The sequence below is a fragment of the Devosia sp. Root413D1 genome (genome assembly GCF_001425235.1).
Lineage (GTDB): Bacteria > Pseudomonadota > Alphaproteobacteria > Rhizobiales > Devosiaceae > Devosia_A.
Genome location: NZ_LMEA01000001.1, coordinates 342,145 through 360,025, shown reverse-complemented (window position 1 = coordinate 360,025; position 17,881 = coordinate 342,145). Strand labels below are relative to the sequence as shown.

Here is a 17,881-nt window from a genome sequence, read left to right as displayed (position 1 = left end):
GCCAGGTTGCTTATCTCCGTGGCAGTCAGATGGAGTGATGCGATGAAAGCCGTGGTGTTCGAGGAATTCGGCAGCCCCCGTAAAGTGCTGAAGCTCGAGGAGCGGCCGCTGCCGGAACCCGGGCCGGGGCAGGTGCGGGTAAAGCTCATCCTGTCGCCGATCCACAACCACGACCTGATGATCGTCACCGGGCACTATGGCTACAAGCCGCCGCTGCCGCATGTGCCGGGCACCGAGGCGCTGGGGGTGGTCGACAAGCTGGGCGAAGGGGTGACCAACCTCAAGCTGGGGCAACGGGTGACCGGCGGGGCGAGTGCGGCCTGGGCTGAATACTATCTCGCCGGCGCGCAATCGCTGGTGCCACTGCCCGATGGGATCGACGATGCGACGGCGTGCCAGCTGGTGTCGATGCCGCTGAGCGCCTGGCGGCTGCTGGGCGAGCTGCAGGTCGAGACGGGCGAGTGGATCGTGCAGAACGCGGCCAACGGCGCGGTGGGCAAGATCATCGCCAAGCTGGCAGCAGAACGCGGCGTCAAGGTGCTCAATATCGTGCGGCGCGAGGCAGCGGTAGCTGAACTGGCCGCCGAGGGGATCGGCGATGCGGTCTCGAGCGAGCACGAAGATTGGCAGGATCGGGCCAGGGCGATCACCGGCGGCGCGCCGATCCGGCGGGCGCTGGATTCGGTAGCGGGCCGGGCGTCGGACGAGCTGCTGGATCTCGTCGCCGAAGAAGGCTGGCTGATCTCGTTCGGGGCGCTGAGCGGCCGGCCGATGCAGATCAGCGCCGATAACCTCTTGTTCAAGCGGGCGGTGGTGCAGGGGTTCTGGGCCGCCAAGCCCTCGAGCTTCCATACGCCCGAGCAGATCCGCGGCGCTATCGTCGAGTTCGTCGGCAAGGCAGCGCGCGGAGAGCTGAAGCTGCCGATCGCCGAGGTGTTTCCGCTCGAGCAGGCCGCGGAAGCCGCCGAAGCGAGCAACGAGAAAGGCCGGCAGGGAAAGATCGCGATCCGCGGCAGCTGAAGCGCCCAGCTAGCCGGTCGGGTCAGACGGAGCGCCTGCCGGCGCCGGGCCGTCGGTGACGCCGAGGCCACTTTCGATGGCGAGGACATCCGCGTCGGAGACCTCGCCGATGGTGCGGAAGTCGATGAACATCTGCTCAAAACCGCCCGGCGTCACCATGGCGAACAGCTCGCCCGGTTCGGTGCCGATATTGACCCATTGATGCAGGATATGCGGCGGCAGGACGATGACCGAGCCAGGCCCGGCGGTCCAGCTGTCGGTTCCGCACCAGAAGCGGAAGCTGCCTGAGATGACGGAGAACAGTTCCGTCTCACGACTATGGGTGTGCCAGCTCGGACCGGTTCCCGGCGCGATCACCGCGGTCCATGCGCCCATCCGGCCGGCTGTCTCGGCGGAGCGGACCTGCACCCGCACGTCGTCGCCGCGGGCCGTCTTGCCGTTCGGTGGGGTGGTCGGGAACGAGACGATGGCGCGCGGGAACGGCGCCATCGAAGGCTCGCTGCTCAGCGTGAAGCCGAGCGCTGCCGTGTCTTCGTTGGCGATGCCGAGGCGGTGTTCGATGCGGGCGATGTCGGACTGCGTGCCCGGCTTTTCTGCTGCGATCGCAAGAAACAGTTGTTCGCAGCCGCCGGGCGTGACGATCCCGAGCATGCGGCCGGTTTGCTCGCCGATGTTCCACCATTTGTGCGGGACATGCGGCGGCAAGGCGACGACGGTGCCGGTGGGGGCATCGAATTCGTCGCTGCCGCAGATGAAGTGGTAGCTGCTCTCCAGGACCAGGAAGAGCTCGACTTCGCGGGTGTGCATGTGGCCGGCGGGCCCGCGGCCCGGCGGGGTAATGGTGTCCCAGGCGCCGAGGCTGCCGTCGGTGTCAGCCGCTGAAGCATGTATCACCACCGGCGCGCCGAACGGCGTCTGCCCGTAACGCTGGCTGCCGGGAATCGAAACGACTGCACGATCGACTACCGGCATGATGCGCCCTCCTGCCGGACCGGGACGCTAGCACGGAGATGGAAGTCCGAGAAGCGACGGAGGCTAGGCGGTGAGCCCGAGCATCTGGTCCTGGCGCTGGCGCAGGGCGTAGAGCCGGGTGGTCTGGTCGGGCAGCGCGTTGGCGGTGGTGAGCAGCTGGCCCTTCTTCAGCGGGGCAGTGACCCTGCCGCCTTCGAGCAGGCCGACCGGCACGGCATGCTGGCGGCGGGCGTCTTCGACGGTCAGAATGAAGCTGCGGTAGCAGGTCTCGCCGATGGCATCGAAGCTCTCGCCGACCGCCAGATCGCGCTTGGCGACGGCGCAGACTTCGGCGACCGGATTGGGCATCGGCACCATGTCGGGCTTGCCGTAGAGCATGATGCGGGCCGCGGTCAGCGGCACTTCCAGCGAAGTCAGGTGGTAGGGGCGGAAGAAGGCGTAGTACGGACCCTTGCCGACATGCAGGTCGTCCATGCGCTCGATGATGCGCGGATGCTCGGCTTCGACGATCACGAACACGCCAGGCGCCACACCCTTGCCGATGGTGAAATCGACGACGCCTTTCTTGTTGAGGATGCCGCCATCCGCCTTGGGGATCAGCACCTTGACCATCTCGTCGCGGTCGGCCTTCGGCCCATGCATGCCCGGCACATCGGGGACCAGCCCGGTGGCATTGGCGATGCAGGCCATCTCGACCATGGTCTTACTGCCATCGACGAACTCGACCAGCATGCGCGGGTTCATGTTCCGGCGGATCGCTTCCTCGCGATAGTCGTCGGGAACCGCGTCGTGATTGAGCGGGTTGTTCTTGCCCTTGCCGGCCGAGACGATCCGGTAGCCGAGCGCCGAGGCGAACTCGATCAGCTCCATACAGCTACTGGGCTCGTCGCCCGCGCCGACCGAATAGATGACGCCGAGGCGGTCGGCCTCGTGCTTCAGGTAGGGGCCGATGGTGACGTCGGCTTCGACGTTCATCATCACGAGGTGCTTGCCGTGCTCCATCGCGGTCAGACAATAGTCCGCCGCGACGCCGGGTTTGCCGGTGGCATCGATCACCACGTCGATCAGCGGGTTCTTGACCAGCGTTTCGGCCGAGGTGACGGCCATCTTGCCAGCCTCGATGGCGGCAGTGACCTTGCTCTCGGTATCGGCCTCGACGGCGTGCGCGTCGTCGCCATAGGCAATGGCCATGGCAGCGCGGGCAGTGTGCGGGCGGCGGGTAGCGATGGCTGCCACTTCGATGCCGCGCATCAGCCCGCCCTGGGTCACCAGGTCCGTGCCCATCTCGCCCGAACCGATGACGCCGATACGGATCGGCCTGCCGGAATCGGCCCGCGCCTTGAGGTCGCGCGCGATGCCGGTCAGATGCACATTGGTGAGCGGGGTCGGGGGGTTGATGGCCTTCATGCGCGGTGCTCTACCACTGGCGTCGCCACATGGGAACCTGAGAGATGACCGGCCAGCTCGATGTGATTCGCGAGGCAAACCTGGGGATCATCGCCCTCAACCGGCCCGAGGCGATCAACGCGCTGAACCTCGAGATGATCGACGGCATCACCCGGGCGCTCGAGCAATGGGCCGATGACGAGGAGATCCGGCTGGTGCTGTTCGAGGGCCGCGGCCCGCGCGGCTTCTGCTCGGGCGGCGACGTCCGGGCGGTGCGCCAGGCGGTGCTCGACGGCAACGCTGAGGAGGCCGACACCTTCTTTGCCGCCGAGTACCGGATGAACGGCATCATCGCGCGTTATCCCAAGCCTTTGGTGGCGCTGACGCATGGCATCGTGATGGGCGGCGGCATCGGCATTGCCGGGCACTGCGCCTTCCGCTTCACCACCAGCGAGGCGCGTTTCGCCATGCCGGAGGCGGCGATCGGCTTTACCTGCGATGTGGGGGTGAACTTCATCCTCAGTAAGGCGCCGGTGCACCGGGCGCTGACTTTCGCGATGACCGGGGTGCCGGTGGGCGCTGCCGATGCGCTGGCGCTGGGGCTGACCGATTGCGCCATCGACCCGGCGCGGCGCGATGCGGTGCGCGCCGGGATCGCGGCGGCGGCCGGCGCGGCGCGGATCGACGCAGCGCTCGGCGCGCTGATGCAGGCCGAGATGGCGCCGGTGGGCGAAGCGGCGTTGTGCGCCGCGGCCGACCGGCACGCGGGCCTCGACTGGACGGATGAAGCGGCGATCATCGGCACTGCCGGGCTCGAACCGCAATTGGCGCAACTGGCGCTGCGCTCGCCGACCAGCCTCATCGCCATTGCCGAAAGCCACCACGCGGCGCGGCGGCTCAGCCATATCGGCGCAGTACTGGCCGCAGACCTGCGGCTGGCACGTCTGTTGTGCCGGCTGCCGGATTTCGCCGAGGGGGTGCGGGCCGTGCTGGTCGACAAGGACCAGAAGCCCGCGTGGCGGCCCAACTCGCTGGCGGGCGTCGACCGGTCATCGATCCGGGCAGTGGTGGGCGCGGCCTGACGCGCCGAAAGCGCCTGAATTTAGCACTTCCTAAACCGTTCCATCGGATGCTGGCGCCGGGCAGAAGTCCACGGGGGCAGCCAAGTAGATGGCTCAGGCACGCAGCAAAACTATCGCCTTGCCGGCGATCGTCGATCTCGACGCGCTCGATCCTATTCGTGACGAGCTGGTCGACGCTATCGAATCCGGACCGGTTACGGTCTCGGGGGCAGCGATCGAACGGGTGGCGACCAACGCGCTGTTCATGCTGCTGAGTGCCGCCGAGACCGCCCGTCGCAACAATTTCGCATTTTCGGTCAGCGCGCCCAGCGAGGCGTTCCGGCTGGCTGTTTCGCGGCTGGGGCTTCAGGCCCCGTTCGCCGCGATCATGGAAGGGTAATTCATGCGTGTACTGACGGTTGACGACTCCCGAACCATTCTCGCCATGTTGCACCATACGCTCAGCAATGCGGGCTTCGAGGTGCTGCAGGCCGAGGACGGCCAGAAGGGCCTCGACGTGCTCAAGAACGAGAGCGTCGATGTGGTGATCACCGACATCAACATGCCGGTGATGGACGGGATCGAGTTCATCAAGAACGTCCGCGCCTCGGGCATGCACAATTCGCTGCCGATCCTCATCCTCACCACCGAAACCAGCCAGGACAAGCGCGACCAGGGCCGCGCTGCCGGCGGCACCGGCTGGATCGTCAAGCCGTTCGACCCGGAGAAACTGATCTCGGTGATCCACCGCGTGGTGCACTGAGTTCTTCCGCGCCTCTCGCCTTCCCGGCAACCCAGAAGGGTTCGTGACTAGTCCATGAGCGACCTCGACGACTTCAAGGCCACCTATTTCGACGAGTGCTCGGAGCTGCTGCTCGAACTTGAAGAGCAGTTCGCCGCCATCGAAGAGGGCGACCGCTCGAGCGACCGGCTGAACGCGGTGTTCCGCGCCATCCACTCGATCAAGGGTGGCGGTGGAGCGTTTGGTTTCCAGGGGCTGGTGGGGTTCGCGCATGCCTATGAGACGCTGCTCGACCATGTCCGTGACGGACGGGTGGAGCTCAGCGAACCGGTGGCGGCGCTCTGCATCCGCGCCAACGACATCGTCGCCGATTTCGTCGCGGCGGCCAAGGATGGCACCGAGCTCGAGGCCGGCTACGGCGCCGAGGAAAAGCACCAGTTCGACGCGCTGACCTCGGGCGACCCGGATATGGCCGGCGAGCCGATGGAAGAGTTCGACATCGACTTTGTGCCGGTCATGGTGACCATCGCCGGCGCCGAGGACGACGATGTGGTGGCCGAGGAGCCGCTGAGCCTTGCGGTGCTCGACGATGCCTTCGAGGCGCCGCCGCTGGCGCTGGAAGCCGGGCACTGGATCATCCGTTTCACCCCGCATTCCGAGCTTTACGCCCGGGCCAACGACCCGCTGCTGTTGCTGCGCGAGCTCGGAACGCTGGGTGATATCAAGGTGCGGGCGGTGCTCGACGAGATTCCGGCGCTGGCCGATTTCGAGCCGTTCGGGGTCTATTGCAGCTGGGAGATCACGCTCAGCTCCGACACCGTGACCGAGGCGGCGATCGCCGAGGTGTTCGAGTTCGTCGAGGGCAATTGCGATCTCGAGATCACCCGCCGCGAAGCGCCGGTGGCCGAAGCAGCGCTTGATGCGCAGATCGAGGCGATGCCATCGTTTGCCGAGTTGATGGCCGATGTGACGGAGCCGGTGGCTGCCATTGCCGAAGTCGAAGCCGCCCCGACGGCCGAGCTGTTGAGCTTTGCCGATCTCGCCGAAAGCCTGAAGCCGGCGCTGAAGGCGGCGCCGCCGCTGATGCCGCCGCCGCTTAAGCAGGCGGCTCCCGCCGAGGAATTCGAAGGCGAGAACGACCGCCGTTCGGGCGCCGAGGATCGGCGCAACGGCGTGCAGTCGATCCGCGTCGATCTCGACAAGATCGACCGTGTGGTCAACATGGTGGGCGAACTGGTGATCACCCAGTCAATGCTCACCCAGCAGATGGATGAGACGCTGCGCGCCCGCTACCAGGAACTGGTGCGCGGTCTCGAAGTGCTGGCGCAGACGACGCGCGGCCTGCAGGACTCGGTGATGGCGATCCGCGCCCAGCCGGTGAAGACGGTGTTCTCGCGCATGCCACGGCTGGTGCGCGAACTGGCGACGAAGACCGGCAAGAAGATCCGGCTCGAAACCATTGGCGAGAATACCGAGATCGACAAGACGATCATCGAGCAGCTTTCCGACCCACTGACCCACATGATCCGCAACTCGGCCGACCACGGCATCGAGAGTCCAGAAAAGCGGTTGGCCGCGGGCAAGAACGAGTCCGGGGCGATCCGGCTCTCGGCCGAGCAGGCGGGCGGCAACATCCTGATCGCGGTGGAAGACGATGGCGGCGGCATCAACCGCGAGCGCGTGCTGCAGGTGGCGCGCGACCGCGGCGTGGTGGGGCCGGAGCAGGCGCTGAGCGACGAGCAGATCGACCAGTTGATCTTCGCGCCGGGCTTTTCGACTGCCTCTGAAGTCTCCGACATTTCGGGCCGCGGCGTCGGCATGGACGTGGTGCTTTCGAACATCAAGAAGATCGGCGGCTCGGTGCACGTGAAGAGCTGGACCGGCAAGGGCACGCGGATGACGCTGCGCCTGCCGCTGACCCTCGCGGTGCTTGACGTGATGCTGGTGAAGGTGGCGGGTTCGCCCTACGTGATCCCGCTGTCGTCGATCGTCGAAACCATCCAGTGCGCCCGGGCCAATTTCTCGCGCATGCCCACGGGTGGGCAGGTGCTGCAGGTACGCGGCGAATATGTGCAGGTGGTGGACCTGGCGTCGCGCTTCGAGATGACCACCGAGGTCGAGCGCGACAACCGCTTCGTGGTGCTGTGCGAGGCCGAAGGCGGGGTGAAGGTGGCAGTGATTGTCGACGACATCATCGGCCAGCAGCAGGTGGTGATCAAATCGCTGGAAGAGAACTTCCAGTCGATCGAAGGCATCGCCGGTGGCACCATTCTCGGCGACGGCAACGTAGCGCTGATCGTCGACGTGCAGGGGCTGAAATCCGCCACCGCGGCTCACAAGAGCGCCGCGTAGCAGGCGCTGAACGACAGATCTGACGCCGGCCAGGAGGCCGGCAGGAAAGGCAGAAGACCAAATGGAATCCCTCGCATTCAAGGACGACATCTCCGGCAGCGTCGCGGCTGCCGCCAACTCGCTGCAGCTGATCGCGTTCTCGATCGGCGAGCAGACCTACGGCGTGGAAATCACCACGGTGCGCGAGATCCGCGCCTGGAACGGCGCGACGCCGCTGCCCAACACCCGCGAATTCGTGCGTGGGGTGATTAACCTGCGCGGTACGATCGTGCCGATCTTCGACCTGCGCGCCCGCTTCGGGGAAGGCCAGACCTCGCCGACCAAGAACCACGTCGTGGTGGTGATGAGCGTCGGCGAGAAGTGGGTGGGGATCCTGGTGGACGCGGTGTCCGACATCCTGACCGTCGCCAAGACCGACATCCACAACGTGCCCGAGGGCAACTCGATCGACACCGAACTGCTGAACGGCATCGTGACGCACGAAAGCCGCATGGTCGGGCTGATCGACCTGCACGCGGTGGTCTCCGGCGCCAAGATGGACAGCTGAAGCGGAGCCATCGCTGAAAGCTGCAGGGCCGTCCGCGAGGGCGGCCCTTTTGCTTTTGGATGTGATGAGACGCCGGCGGTGGAGCGAGCGCCTTCTCCCCTTGTGGAGAGCGCCTAATGAAAATTCCGCCCAGACGGCAGCGCAGCGTACGCCTCGCGGTCGAGCTGTTCGCGGCGGCGGCGCTCGCCCTCGTCGCGGCCGGGTTGCGGGCCGGTCCGCCCCTCGTCGCCGTGCGCCAGAACCCCGTTGCCGATGTCGAGGCCTTGCGCCAGGTCGAGCAGGCTGGGGGTGAAATCGGTGAAGCTGCGGGAAACCAGATGGGTAACGAGCCCCTCGCGCTGCAGCTGGCCCCGCACCGCCAGGAGGCGTGAACCGAGCACGACGCGGCGATTTTTGTCGAAGGTCTTGTTCCACACGATGATGTTGGCGATGCCGGTTTCATCCTCCAGCGTCATGAAGATCACTCCGCTCGCCGTCCCCGGTTGCTGGCGCACCAGCACCAGGCCGGCGGTTTCGACGATGGCGCCGTTGGGTTTGTCGATCAGGTCGGCGCAGCGCAGGATGCCGCGCCGCTCGAGTTCGGGGCGGAGGAACCCCACCGGGTGCCCCTTCAGCGACAGCGATAGCGTCCGGTAGTCGTGCACCACCGATTCTCCCGGGGCCATCACCGGCAGGTCGCTCTCGGCATCATCGGGTTTCGACACTTTCTTGGAGATCGCAAACAGTGGCAGCTGCTCAGCTCCAGCCACGCCGTTGAGCCCGCGCACCACCCAGAGCGCCTCGCGCCGGTTGAGCCCCAGCGAGCCGAAGGCATCGGCCTCGGCCAGCTTTTCCAGCGTCGCCACCGGAATGCCGGTCCGCACCCAAAGGTCGCGGATCGAGGCGTAGCCATCACCGCGGCGGGCGACGATCAGGTTGGCATGATCCTGCTTCAGCCCGATGACCTGCCTGAGCCCCAGCCGGATCGCCTTGGTCGACAGGATATCGTCGCGCATTTCGGCATGTTGTTTGGCAATCCGTTCGCGCGCCGGAACCCCAGTTTCCAGCACATGCAGCCAGTCCGAGCGGTTGACGTCGGCGACCCGCATCTCGACCCCGTGCTCGACGGCGTCGCGGACGATCTGCGCGGGCGAGTAAAAGCCCATCGGCTGGCTGTTGAGCAGGGCGCAGGCGAACACATCGGGGTAGTGGCACTTCATCCAGCACGAGGCATAGACCAGGAGCGCGAACGAGGCGGCGTGGCTTTCCGGAAAACCGTAATCGCCAAAACCCTCGATCTGGGCGAAGCAGCGCCGGGCAAAGTCCTCGGCATAACCGTTGGTCTTCATGCCGCTGAGGAAGCGGTCCTTCAGCGTATGGATGGTGCCGTTGCGCCGGAAGGTCGCCATGGCGCGGCGCAGCTTGTCGGCTTCGCCCGGAGTGAAGCCGGCGGCAACGATGGCGATCTGCATCGCCTGTTCCTGGAACAGCGGCACGCCATAGGTGCGCTTCATCACCGCATAGAGGTCGGGAGGCATGGGTTCGATCTTCTCGAGTCCCTGCCGGCGCTTCAGATAGGGATGCACCATGCCGCCCTGGATCGGGCCAGGGCGGACGATGGCAACCTCGATAACGAGGTCGTAAAACTCCACCGGCTTCAGCCGCGGCAGCATCGACATCTGCGCCCGGCTCTCGATCTGGAACACCCCAATAGTGTCGGCGCGATGCGTCATCCGGTAGACCGGGGCTTTCACCTGAGGCTGGGTTTCCTCGGCCATCAGCTGCGGCAGCGTCACATCGCGATCATAGTGCTGGTGCAGCAGCTCGAACGAGCGGCGCAGGCAGGTGAGCATGCCGAGCGCCAGGATATCGACCTTGAGGATGCCGAGCGCGTCGATATCGTCCTTGTCCCACTCGACGATGGTGCGGCTCTCCATCGCCGTCTTCGAAATCGGCACCAGGCTCTCGAGCGAATCGCGGGTGATGACGAAGCCACCGACATGCTGGCTGAGGTGGCGGGGGAAGGATTTTAACACCGGCACCACGTTGAACATCTGCGTCAGGGTCGGATCGTCAGGATCGAGCCCCAGCATCTTGATGCCCTTGAGGTCGGCGGCATTGCCCCAGCCCCAATGCAGCTGGTTGAGCGCCCCGATGGTGTCATCGGAAATCCCGAACACCTTGGCGGTTTCACGGATGGCGCTCTTCGAGCGATAGGAGATGACCGTGGCGGTCAGCCCGGTCCGCTCACCACCGTATTTGGCGTAGACATACTGCATCACCTCTTCGCGCCGCTCATGCTCGAAATCGACGTCGATATCGGGCGGCTCGTCGCGCTCGGTGCTGAGGAAGCGGCCGAACACCAGGGTGACCTTGGTGGGGTCGACCTCGGTCACGCCCAGGCAATAGCAGACCGCCGAATTGGCGGCCGAGCCGCGCCCCTGGCAGAGGATTTTCAGCTCATGGCGGGCATAGCGCACCACATCCTCGACGGTGAGGAAGTAGGAAGCGTAGCCCTTGTAGGCGATGAGGCAGAGCTCGCTCCACAGGCTCTGTTTGATGCTGTCAGGGATGCCGTCGGGATAGCGCCAATGCGCCCCTTCCCAGGTCAGCCGCTCCAGCGTCTCCTGCGCCGTCTCGCCATTGCCGATGGTTTCGGTCGGATAGTTGTATTTCAGCTGGTCGAGGCTGAAGCCGATACGACCCAGCAGCACCTGCGTCTCAGCGATTGCATCAGGATGTTCGGCGAACAGCCGGGTCATCTCGCTCGCCGGCTTCAGGTGCCGCTCGGCGTTCTGCTGCAAGCGCCGGCCGGCGGTTTCCAGCGTCAGGTGCTCGCGGATGCAGGTCACCACGTCCTGGACGATCTTGCGGTTGGGCTCGTGGTAGAGCACGTCATTGACCGCCAGCAGCGGCACCTTGGCTGCCGCCGCCATCGCAGCCAGCCGGTTGAGCCGCGCCCGGTCGGTGCCCTTGAAGGTCGTTGCAGCAGCCAGCCAGACATTGCCCGGGCTGAGCTTGGCGAGGCGTTCGAGCACGGCGCCGGAATGCTCCCAGCGCGTCTCGTCGCAGTGGAGGATCAGCAGCTGGCCTTCGATAAAGTCCTCGAGGTCGGCGAAGCTCAGCACGCATTTGCCCTTCTCGCTCTCCTCGCGAAGGTTGCCGCGGCTCAGCATGCGGCAGAGCCGGCCATAGGCCTCACGGTCCGAGGGGTAGGCGATGATGTCGGGGGTATCGTCGGCAAAGCAGAGCCGGACCCCGACGACATAGCGGAAGTCCGGCGCCTTATGCTTAAGGTCGCGATGCGCGACGTAGCCGCGCACCACGCCGGCAAAGCTGTTGCGATCGCAGATGCCGACGCCGCTCATCCCCAGCGCGATCGCTGCCGAGACCAGTTCCTCCGGATGCGAGCCGCTTCGCAGAAACGAGAAGTTCGACGTCACCATCAGTTCGGCATAGCTGGGCCGGCTCATGCGAAGAACCCGTGCAGGAACCAGCGCGGCGCTTCGGCGGCGCCATAGAGCCCGATGCGAAAAATCCACAAGCGCCGGCCGCCATCATCCTCGATGATGTAATAGTCGCGCACGGTGGTCAGCGGATCGAACGCCGCGAGTGCGGAAACATGCTCCGGCTCCTTGGGTTTCTGAGTTTCGGTCTTGGGGTCGTCGCGCGGGTCGCGCCGCTTGCTGCCACGCTCTGGCCGCTCCAGCACCTCGAGGTTTTTGCCCGAGCGCCACCACTCGGCTTCGATCCGCTCCGGCCCCGAGGCCTTGAGGATACGGTAAGCGATCCGCCGCCAGATGATCCGCATCGGCGGGCCATGCGGCACCTCCGCCATCACGTTGATCGGTTCCGGATTGGGCAATAAGCGGAGCGGCCGCCGAAGTTCCGGATCGGGCAGCGCTTCCGGATCATCCTCAGTCTGGGCGATCACCGGCTCGAGCTTGGTGGCCCGCTCGGGGATGTGGGTGTTGACGAATTTCGAGCGGGTGAGCGCAAGCGGGCCGAGCCGGCTGGTCATCCGATCGTAGAGCCGGTCGAGATCCTGTGCCCCGTCCTCTACCTCGAACGCCCCAAGCTGCGTGCTCTGCACTTCGGACAGCGAGCTGGCCSCCAGCCGGATCATGTCGATACCGAAGCCGGCATCATATTCGCCTTCGAGCCGTTCGGAGCGGTGCACGAACAGCTGGGCGATATGGTTGGGGTCGCGGGTTGCCCGGCCGGCATTGATGGTGAGGTTCATCACCTTGTGGTCGACCCGATAGAGCAAGAGGTGGAAGGTCTGGGCCCCAAGGCCCTCGGCTTCGAGCCGCAGGCCGAGCTGGATGGCGAGGTCGCGCGCCGTCATCAGCACGTCGTCCATGTAGCCGATGGGTTCGGCGAAACGGCGCTCGGCATAATATTCGGCGATCGGCAGGCGTGGGGTGATCCGCTCTTCGATCCGGCCCAGCGCCTGGTCGAGCCGCAAAATCAGCGTTTCGCCGAAGCGGGCCTGCAGCGCCCGCCGATCCCGGCCATAGAGCTGGCCGATGCTCTTGAGCCCCATCTGGTTAAGCCCGGCAACCTGCGCCTCCTCGAGCCGCAAGCCGACGATCGGCAGGCTGGCGAGCGCCGCTTCGGTCTCGCCTTTGGGGACGATGCTGCCGGCGGAGAAATGCGCCAGGGCCCAGGCCGCCCCAACCGTATCGGCGATAGCGCCGGAGACGGTAAAACCCAGAATGCGCAGTCGGTTGACCAGCACCTCGAGCATTTTCCGTTCGCCGCCGAACAGGTGGGCCACCCCGGTGATGTCGAGCACCAGGTCGCCATAGGGCGCCGCTGCCGTGTGCACGGCGACGATCGGGCTGGCGTTGGAATGCCAATCGGCAAAATCGGCGAACACCTGCTCGAGGTAAGCCCGGTCGATCTCGCGCACGTCGAGTTCCGGCACCAGCGCCCGTGCATCCGAAAGGTTCTGCCCGGAGATCAGGTTGGCCTTGGTCGCTGCCGCATCCACCGCGGCGAGCCGCATCGCGCCCTTCTGCTTTTCCCACAGGGCCAGCGGGCGCGACGAGCCGGCGAGCGCCGGGTCAGCCCGCTTGAGACAGTCGGTGGCCCAGCGTGGCAGCGACAGGGCGAGATGGCGGCGCCGTTCGGTGAACAGCAGCTCCGGTGCGGCGTTTGGGTTCGACTGAAACGAAGCCATTTTCTGTCCAGTCCACAAGCATGGTCTTGCCTTCGGCGCGCTGCGTCTTGTCGCCGAGCCGGCCTTTTTCGATTTCGACCTGGAAGCGGGGAATTCCGGGAGCGCGCGGGTCGAACGGCAGCTCCCCGCTCATTGCCGGGGAGATGCGCCAGCGGAGCTTGGCGGCGCTCGCCTCGCGGCCCCGGCCATAGCGCACGAGGAAAGCCGAGGTTCCGGCGGCGGCGGCGCGGAGGCTCAGCCGGCGCGATACGGTGAAATCCAGCGCCTTGGGGTGGCTGGCGAGATCGGCGATAACCCCGGCCACCGCCCGGCAGGCAATGGCTTCCTCCATGGCCCAGAGCAGCTCGGTCATGCTGTCGATCCGGCCGATCACCAGCCGTGCCGGATCGATGCCAAACTGCGTGAGCCCGGCGCCGTAGGGCAGCCCCAGCTCCTGGCCTTCCCCCACCAGCTGCAGATAGAGCACCGCCTGCCGCTGCGAGGTCAGCAGCTGCCGGGCGAGCCCGAAGGTGAAGCCGAGCGCCGCGCCGCTCTGGCGCTGCTCATCGGCAAACACCTCGTGCAGCAGCCCATGGGGGGCAGCGAGCAGTTCGAGCGGATCGGCATTCTCGCCTCTATCATTGGCAACCTGTCCCAGCCGTTCAGCCAGCATTGCCGCGCCTTCGGCCAGCAGCGGGCGCTTTTCAAGGGCGGCAATTTTCAGTCGTAAGGCATCGAGATCGTGGCGTGCGAGGCCCGGCATCTGAGCCTCCCTGTTGTCAGTAATTAGAACAAACAGGGAACACCAGAGTCCGGTGAGGAGTCAAGCAGAAGAGTCCGGCACACGCTGCGGGTCACATCCTTGCGCTGCGGCAAGCGGGCACTTTCGCGATCGGGCGGGACTGCCTATGTTCCTCCTGCTATCCGAAGGACTCCTCCCCATGTTCGATGCGTTGCGCTCCATCTTCCAGAGACCCGATGCCACTGTGCTCAGCATGGAGCCCAAACTGGCGGTCGCCGCCTTGCTGGTGCACCTCGCTGCCATCGACGGGCAGATCAGCGATCCCGAGCGCCAGGCGCTCGAGGGGACGCTGATGGATTATTACGGGCTCAACGAGACCGAGGTCAGCAAGCTGATCGTCGAGGCGACCAAGCGCGACCAGGAGTCGGTGGATTTTTACCGTTTCACCTCGGCGCTGAGCTCGCTCGACGAGAGCGAGAAGGTCGAGATCATCCGGATGATGTGGCAGGTGGTGTTCGCCGACAAGCGCAACCACGAGCTCGAGGACAATATGGTGTGGCGTATCGCCGAGCTGATCGGGGTATCGTCGCGCGACCGCACGGTGCTGCGCAACCAGATGGCGCGGGCCTGAAGCGATGATCATCATCTCGACCACGCCGACGCTCGAGGGCCGGCCGATACGCGATTACCTCGGCATCGTCACCGGCGAGGTGATCGTCGGCGCCAATATCTTCAAGGATCTGTTCGCCGGGATTCGCGACATCGTCGGTGGCCGGGCCGGGGCCTATGAAGGGGCGCTGCGCGACGCCCGCAACGCCGCGTTCGACGAACTCAGGGCCGAGGCGCAACGGCTCGGGGCCGACGCGGTGGTGGGGGTCGATATCGATTACGAAGTGGTCGGGCAGGCCGGCTCGATGCTGATGGTCTCGGTGTCCGGCACGGCGGTGCGGCTGTAGGGGCTGCTCAGACGGTTTCTGCTGCTTCAGAACATCCGGTGCGGGCTGACCCCCACCCCTGTCCCCTCCCCCTAAACAAGGGGAGGGAGACCAAAACACTGGCTTCTCAGTAAGCGTCTCCCTCCCCATGTTTGGGGGGAGGGATCAAGGGTGGGGGTCAGCCCGTACCAGCGGAGCAATAGAGCCCGCTCAGCGCTTCCAGGCCTCGAACTTCCCCACATATTCCGGCTCATCCGTCTCGCAGTCGAAATCCTTCGCCTTGCTGTCGGCGGCCTGGCGCGCCAGTGCTTCCGCGTCTGAGTTGGCCAGCGCATCGACATAGGCGATGTGGCAGGTGGCGCCGGGGCTGATCCTGGTCACCACCAGCACCTCGCCGTCGGGCTTGCCCTCCTCGCCCTTGGTGAAGAAGCGGAGGATCGAGGCAAACGGCTTCCAGTAACCGTCGGCGTTGGAAACGCGCCACTCGATCTTGTCGCCCAGCCGGTTGGGCGGCTGCAGCCGCTGCTTGGCCGCTTTCTCGGTGGTCGAGTTGAGGCCGTAGGAGACGGCCATCCGGAGGTCACTCTCGGAAACCATCACCGGCATGCCCTTCAGCCCGGTGCAGGCCCAGGTGGAACCGAAATCGTCAGACTGCATCACCGTGCAATCGATGTTGAGATCGAGGTTGGTCTCGCTCGATTCGATCTGCTGCGCGACGGCGGGTGCGGCGAGCAAAAGCCCGACGGCGACATAAAGCGCACTGGCGAAAAACCGTCCCATCACGGCAAATCCTCCTTAAGGCTGCATGCCACCCGCGCATTCGTATGCCTTGCAATCATGGCCCCGGATAGGCCACAACCCGGCGAAATCGACCTTAAGGCAGCCCCAATGAATATCGACGCGATCCCGATCGGCAAGAATCCCCCCGACGACCTCAACGTCATCATCGAGGTGCCGCTGGGCGGCGAGCCGATCAAGTACGAGATCGACAAGGCCTCGGGCGCCCTGTTCGTCGACCGTTTCCTCTATACGCCGATGCGCTATCCGGGCAATTACGGCTTCGTGCCGCATACCCTGTGCGGTGACGGCGACCCGCTCGATGTGATCGTGATGAACTCGCGGCCGCTGGTGCCGGGCGCGGTGGTGCGCTGCCGGCCGTTCGGCGTCTTGTTCATGGAAGACGATGGCGGCAAGGACGAGAAGATCCTCGCCGTGCCGGTATCCAAGCTCACCAAGATGTATGACGGGATCAACGACATCACCGACATGCAGCCGATCCAGCTCGAGCGGGTGAAGCACTTTTTCACCCACTACAAGGATCTCGAGCCGGGCAAGTGGGCCAAGATCGAAAAGCTCGGCGGTGTCGACGACGCCCGCCAGGTGATCCTCGAATCGATCGAGCGCGCCAAGGCCGAGAAGTAAGCCCGGCCAAGGCTTGGTGAGCATTTCACCGGACCGGTGAAATGCTCTAAGCTTTTGATTTTGTCGCGCTTTCGAACCGGAAAAGTCTGCAACTTTTCCTGAAAGCGCTCCGGTAATCCTGGCGCAATGCTTGTCTCTCCAATTGTGAGTCCCATATCGGGGGCTCACCTTGGAGGACCGGATGAAAGCCGTACTGACCGCACTCGCTGCCGCCCTGTTGTCGACTGCCGGTGCGCTGGCGCAAAGCCCGACCGGTGCGGCGATCGAACAGATTCTGGTCGAGCGGATCGATACGGCCGAGCAGAATGTCGGCATCGTCGTCGCGGTGATCGAGAACGGCGCGCCGCGCTTCGTCTCCTACGGTCATCCGGCGCTCGGCGACGCCCGGACGGTCGACGAACACACGGTGTTCGATCGGCTCGGTCACCAAGCTGTTCACCAATGTGCTGCTCGCCGAGCAGGTGCTGGCCGGCAAAATCGATCTCGATGCGCCGATCGTGAACTACCTGCCTCAGGGCATCGTGCTGCCTGAACGCGGCGGCAAGCAGATCACCACGTTCGACCTGGTAACGCATTCATCGGGTCTGCCCTCGGTGCCGCCGGGGCTCGGCGCGGCCAATCCGGCAAACCCCTATGCCGGCTATGGGGCTGCCCCGCTCTATCAGTTCCTTCAGAGCTACCAGCTGCCGCGCGATATCGGCGCGGAGTTCGAGTACTCCAATATCGGCCTGGCGCTGGTGGCGCAGGCGGTCGAGCAGGTCACCGGCAAAAGCTATGCGAGCCTGCTCGAGGAGCGGATCTTTACCCCGCTCGGGATGACCGAGACGGCGCTGACCACCACACCCGAGCTCGAGCAACGGCTGGCGCATGGCCACGACGCGGCGCGCAACCCGGTGAGCAACTGGGACCTCGAGGTATTTGCCGGCGCCGGGGCGCTGCGTTCGACCGTTGCCGATGTCAGCAAGTTCATTGCCGCGGCAAGCGGGGCGGTGCCGTCGCCGCTCGACCCGGCCTTTGCCATCATGCTGGAGCGGGCCCGGCCGTCCGATGCGAGCGGCGGCAAGGTCGGGCTGGGCTGGTTCACGCTCACCCACCCCGAGGGCGAGATTGCCTGGCACAACGGCATGACCGGCGGCTACAACGCCTTTGCCGGCTATGATCGGCAGAGCCGCAAGGGCGTGGTGGTGCTCTCCAACATGGCGAGCACGGTGGGGATCGAGGATATCGGCTTCCACATCCTCGCCGAAAACCTGCCGCTGGCGCCGATGCCGAAACTGCGCCAGGCGGCCGAGATCGATCCGGCGCTGCTCGACCGCTATGTCGGCAAATATGCGCTGACCCCGGCCTTCGTGCTCGAGGTGACGCGCGAGAGCGACGGGCTGTTCGTGCAGGCGACAGGGCAGGAAAAGCTCCCGGTATTCGCCGAGAACGAGACGACGTTCTTCTACAAAGTGGTCGATGCGCAGCTGAGCTTTGAGCTCGCGCCAGACGGCAAGGCGGCGAGGGTGACGCTGCACCAGGGCGGTTACAATCAGGCCGGTCAGCGGATTGAATAGTGA

General features: G+C 65.5%; 17 protein-coding genes. 11 read left to right on the top strand and 6 right to left on the bottom strand.

Annotated features, from left to right (window positions below):
• Window positions 1-42: 42 nt before the first annotated feature.
• Window positions 43-1,020, top strand: coding sequence for a zinc-binding dehydrogenase (locus tag ASC89_RS01795; RefSeq protein ID WP_055994111.1), 978 nt, complete (start codon window positions 43-45; stop codon window positions 1,018-1,020).
• A 9-nt stretch (window positions 1,021-1,029) separates the two neighbouring features.
• On the opposite strand, the gene ASC89_RS28895 is transcribed toward ASC89_RS01795, so the two are convergent.
• Together ASC89_RS28895 and ASC89_RS01780 are read right to left on the bottom strand one after the other, a co-directional pair.
• Complete coding sequence (locus ASC89_RS28895; protein ID WP_244488375.1) at window positions 1,030-1,992, bottom strand: cupin domain-containing protein; 963 nt, start codon at window positions 1,990-1,992, stop codon at window positions 1,030-1,032.
• Window positions 1,993-2,055: 63 nt separating this feature from the next.
• Complete coding sequence (locus tag ASC89_RS01780; protein WP_055994109.1) at window positions 2,056-3,399, bottom strand: NAD(P)H-dependent oxidoreductase; 1,344 nt, start codon at window positions 3,397-3,399, stop codon at window positions 2,056-2,058.
• Between the two features lie 44 nt (window positions 3,400-3,443).
• On the opposite strand from ASC89_RS01780, the gene ASC89_RS01775 reads away from it, so the two are divergent.
• The 5 genes from ASC89_RS01775 to ASC89_RS01755 all read left to right on the top strand — a co-directional run bounded on the left by ASC89_RS01775 (window position 3,444) and on the right by ASC89_RS01755 (window position 8,080).
• Complete coding sequence (locus ASC89_RS01775; protein WP_055994107.1) at window positions 3,444-4,460, top strand: enoyl-CoA hydratase/isomerase family protein; 1,017 nt, start codon at window positions 3,444-3,446, stop codon at window positions 4,458-4,460.
• Between the two features lie 88 nt (window positions 4,461-4,548).
• Window positions 4,549-4,839 (top strand): STAS domain-containing protein, encoded by a 291-nt coding sequence (locus tag ASC89_RS01770; RefSeq protein ID WP_055874681.1) that lies wholly within the window; start codon window positions 4,549-4,551, stop codon window positions 4,837-4,839.
• Window positions 4,840-4,842: 3 nt separating this feature from the next.
• Window positions 4,843-5,202, top strand: coding sequence for a response regulator (locus ASC89_RS01765; protein ID WP_055874686.1), 360 nt, complete (start codon window positions 4,843-4,845; stop codon window positions 5,200-5,202).
• Window positions 5,203-5,256: 54 nt separating this feature from the next.
• Complete coding sequence (locus tag ASC89_RS01760) at window positions 5,257-7,533, top strand: chemotaxis protein CheA (protein WP_055994105.1); 2,277 nt, start codon at window positions 5,257-5,259, stop codon at window positions 7,531-7,533.
• Between the two features lie 61 nt (window positions 7,534-7,594).
• Complete coding sequence (locus ASC89_RS01755; protein ID WP_055874692.1) at window positions 7,595-8,080, top strand: chemotaxis protein CheW; 486 nt, start codon at window positions 7,595-7,597, stop codon at window positions 8,078-8,080.
• 113 nt (window positions 8,081-8,193) lie between these two features.
• On the opposite strand, the gene ASC89_RS01750 is transcribed toward ASC89_RS01755, so the two are convergent.
• From ASC89_RS01750 to ASC89_RS28360, 3 genes are read right to left on the bottom strand one after another with little or no spacing between them, the layout of a single operon-like run.
• Window positions 8,194-11,532, bottom strand: coding sequence for an error-prone DNA polymerase (locus ASC89_RS01750; RefSeq protein ID WP_055994103.1), 3,339 nt, complete (start codon window positions 11,530-11,532; stop codon window positions 8,194-8,196).
• Complete coding sequence (locus ASC89_RS01745; protein WP_055994101.1) at window positions 11,529-13,244, bottom strand: DNA polymerase Y family protein; 1,716 nt, start codon at window positions 13,242-13,244, stop codon at window positions 11,529-11,531. The genes ASC89_RS01750 and ASC89_RS01745 overlap by 4 nt, the downstream gene beginning before the upstream one ends.
• Window positions 13,129-13,986: an ImuA family protein gene (locus tag ASC89_RS28360; protein ID WP_156384463.1), complete on the bottom strand. Its 858-nt coding sequence runs from the start codon at window positions 13,984-13,986 to the stop codon at window positions 13,129-13,131. The genes ASC89_RS01745 and ASC89_RS28360 overlap by 116 nt, the downstream gene beginning before the upstream one ends.
• 178 nt (window positions 13,987-14,164) lie before the next feature.
• Between ASC89_RS28360 and ASC89_RS01740 the strand changes: the two genes are divergently transcribed.
• Window positions 14,165-14,596, top strand: a complete 432-nt coding sequence (locus ASC89_RS01740; protein ID WP_055994915.1) for a TerB family tellurite resistance protein — start codon at window positions 14,165-14,167, stop codon at window positions 14,594-14,596.
• 7 nt (window positions 14,597-14,603) lie between these two features.
• Window positions 14,604-14,921: a heavy metal-binding domain-containing protein gene (locus ASC89_RS01735; protein WP_055994911.1), complete on the top strand. Its 318-nt coding sequence runs from the start codon at window positions 14,604-14,606 to the stop codon at window positions 14,919-14,921.
• A 189-nt stretch (window positions 14,922-15,110) separates the two neighbouring features.
• Here ASC89_RS01735 and ASC89_RS01730 read toward each other — a convergent pair whose 3' ends face one another.
• The gene (locus ASC89_RS01730; protein ID WP_055994099.1) at window positions 15,111-15,680 is read right to left on the bottom strand and encodes a hypothetical protein; all 570 of its coding nucleotides are present in this window, start codon (window positions 15,678-15,680) and stop codon (window positions 15,111-15,113) included.
• Window positions 15,681-15,788: 108 nt separating this feature from the next.
• Here ASC89_RS01730 and ppa point away from each other — a divergent pair, with 108 nt between their 5' ends.
• From ppa to ASC89_RS01715, 3 genes are all read left to right on the top strand, one after another.
• Entirely contained in the window at window positions 15,789-16,322 is a 534-nt protein-coding gene (gene ppa / locus ASC89_RS01725; RefSeq protein ID WP_055874708.1) for an inorganic diphosphatase, read from the top strand.
• 181 nt (window positions 16,323-16,503) lie between these two features.
• Entirely contained in the window at window positions 16,504-16,854 is a 351-nt protein-coding gene (locus tag ASC89_RS28355; RefSeq protein WP_156384462.1) for a hypothetical protein, read from the top strand.
• Window positions 16,766-17,878 (top strand): serine hydrolase, encoded by a 1,113-nt coding sequence (locus tag ASC89_RS01715; RefSeq protein WP_055994095.1) that lies wholly within the window; start codon window positions 16,766-16,768, stop codon window positions 17,876-17,878. Before ASC89_RS28355 ends, ASC89_RS01715 begins: the two co-directional genes overlap by 89 nt.
• The last annotated feature ends 3 nt before the right edge of the window (window positions 17,879-17,881 follow it).

Coding starts and splice junctions, on each gene's coding strand:
- ASC89_RS28355 (WP_156384462.1), top strand. CDS start 16,504: ATGAAAGCCGTACTGACCGCACTCGCTGCCGCCCTGTTGTCGACTGCC.
- ASC89_RS01775 (WP_055994107.1), top strand. CDS start 3,444: ATGACCGGCCAGCTCGATGTGATTCGCGAGGCAAACCTGGGGATCATC.
- ASC89_RS01780 (WP_055994109.1), bottom strand. CDS start 3,399: ATGAAGGCCATCAACCCCCCGACCCCGCTCACCAATGTGCATCTGACC.
- ASC89_RS01795 (WP_055994111.1), top strand. CDS start 43: ATGAAAGCCGTGGTGTTCGAGGAATTCGGCAGCCCCCGTAAAGTGCTG.
- ASC89_RS01760 (WP_055994105.1), top strand. CDS start 5,257: ATGAGCGACCTCGACGACTTCAAGGCCACCTATTTCGACGAGTGCTCG.
- ASC89_RS01730 (WP_055994099.1), bottom strand. CDS start 15,680: ATGGGACGGTTTTTCGCCAGTGCGCTTTATGTCGCCGTCGGGCTTTTG.
- ASC89_RS01765 (WP_055874686.1), top strand. CDS start 4,843: ATGCGTGTACTGACGGTTGACGACTCCCGAACCATTCTCGCCATGTTG.
- ppa (WP_055874708.1), top strand. CDS start 15,789: ATGAATATCGACGCGATCCCGATCGGCAAGAATCCCCCCGACGACCTC.
- ASC89_RS01740 (WP_055994915.1), top strand. CDS start 14,165: ATGTTCGATGCGTTGCGCTCCATCTTCCAGAGACCCGATGCCACTGTG.
- ASC89_RS01770 (WP_055874681.1), top strand. CDS start 4,549: ATGGCTCAGGCACGCAGCAAAACTATCGCCTTGCCGGCGATCGTCGAT.
- ASC89_RS28895 (WP_244488375.1), bottom strand. CDS start 1,992: ATGCCGGTAGTCGATCGTGCAGTCGTTTCGATTCCCGGCAGCCAGCGT.
- ASC89_RS01755 (WP_055874692.1), top strand. CDS start 7,595: ATGGAATCCCTCGCATTCAAGGACGACATCTCCGGCAGCGTCGCGGCT.
- ASC89_RS28360 (WP_156384463.1), bottom strand. CDS start 13,986: ATGCCGGGCCTCGCACGCCACGATCTCGATGCCTTACGACTGAAAATT.
- ASC89_RS01750 (WP_055994103.1), bottom strand. CDS start 11,532: ATGAGCCGGCCCAGCTATGCCGAACTGATGGTGACGTCGAACTTCTCG.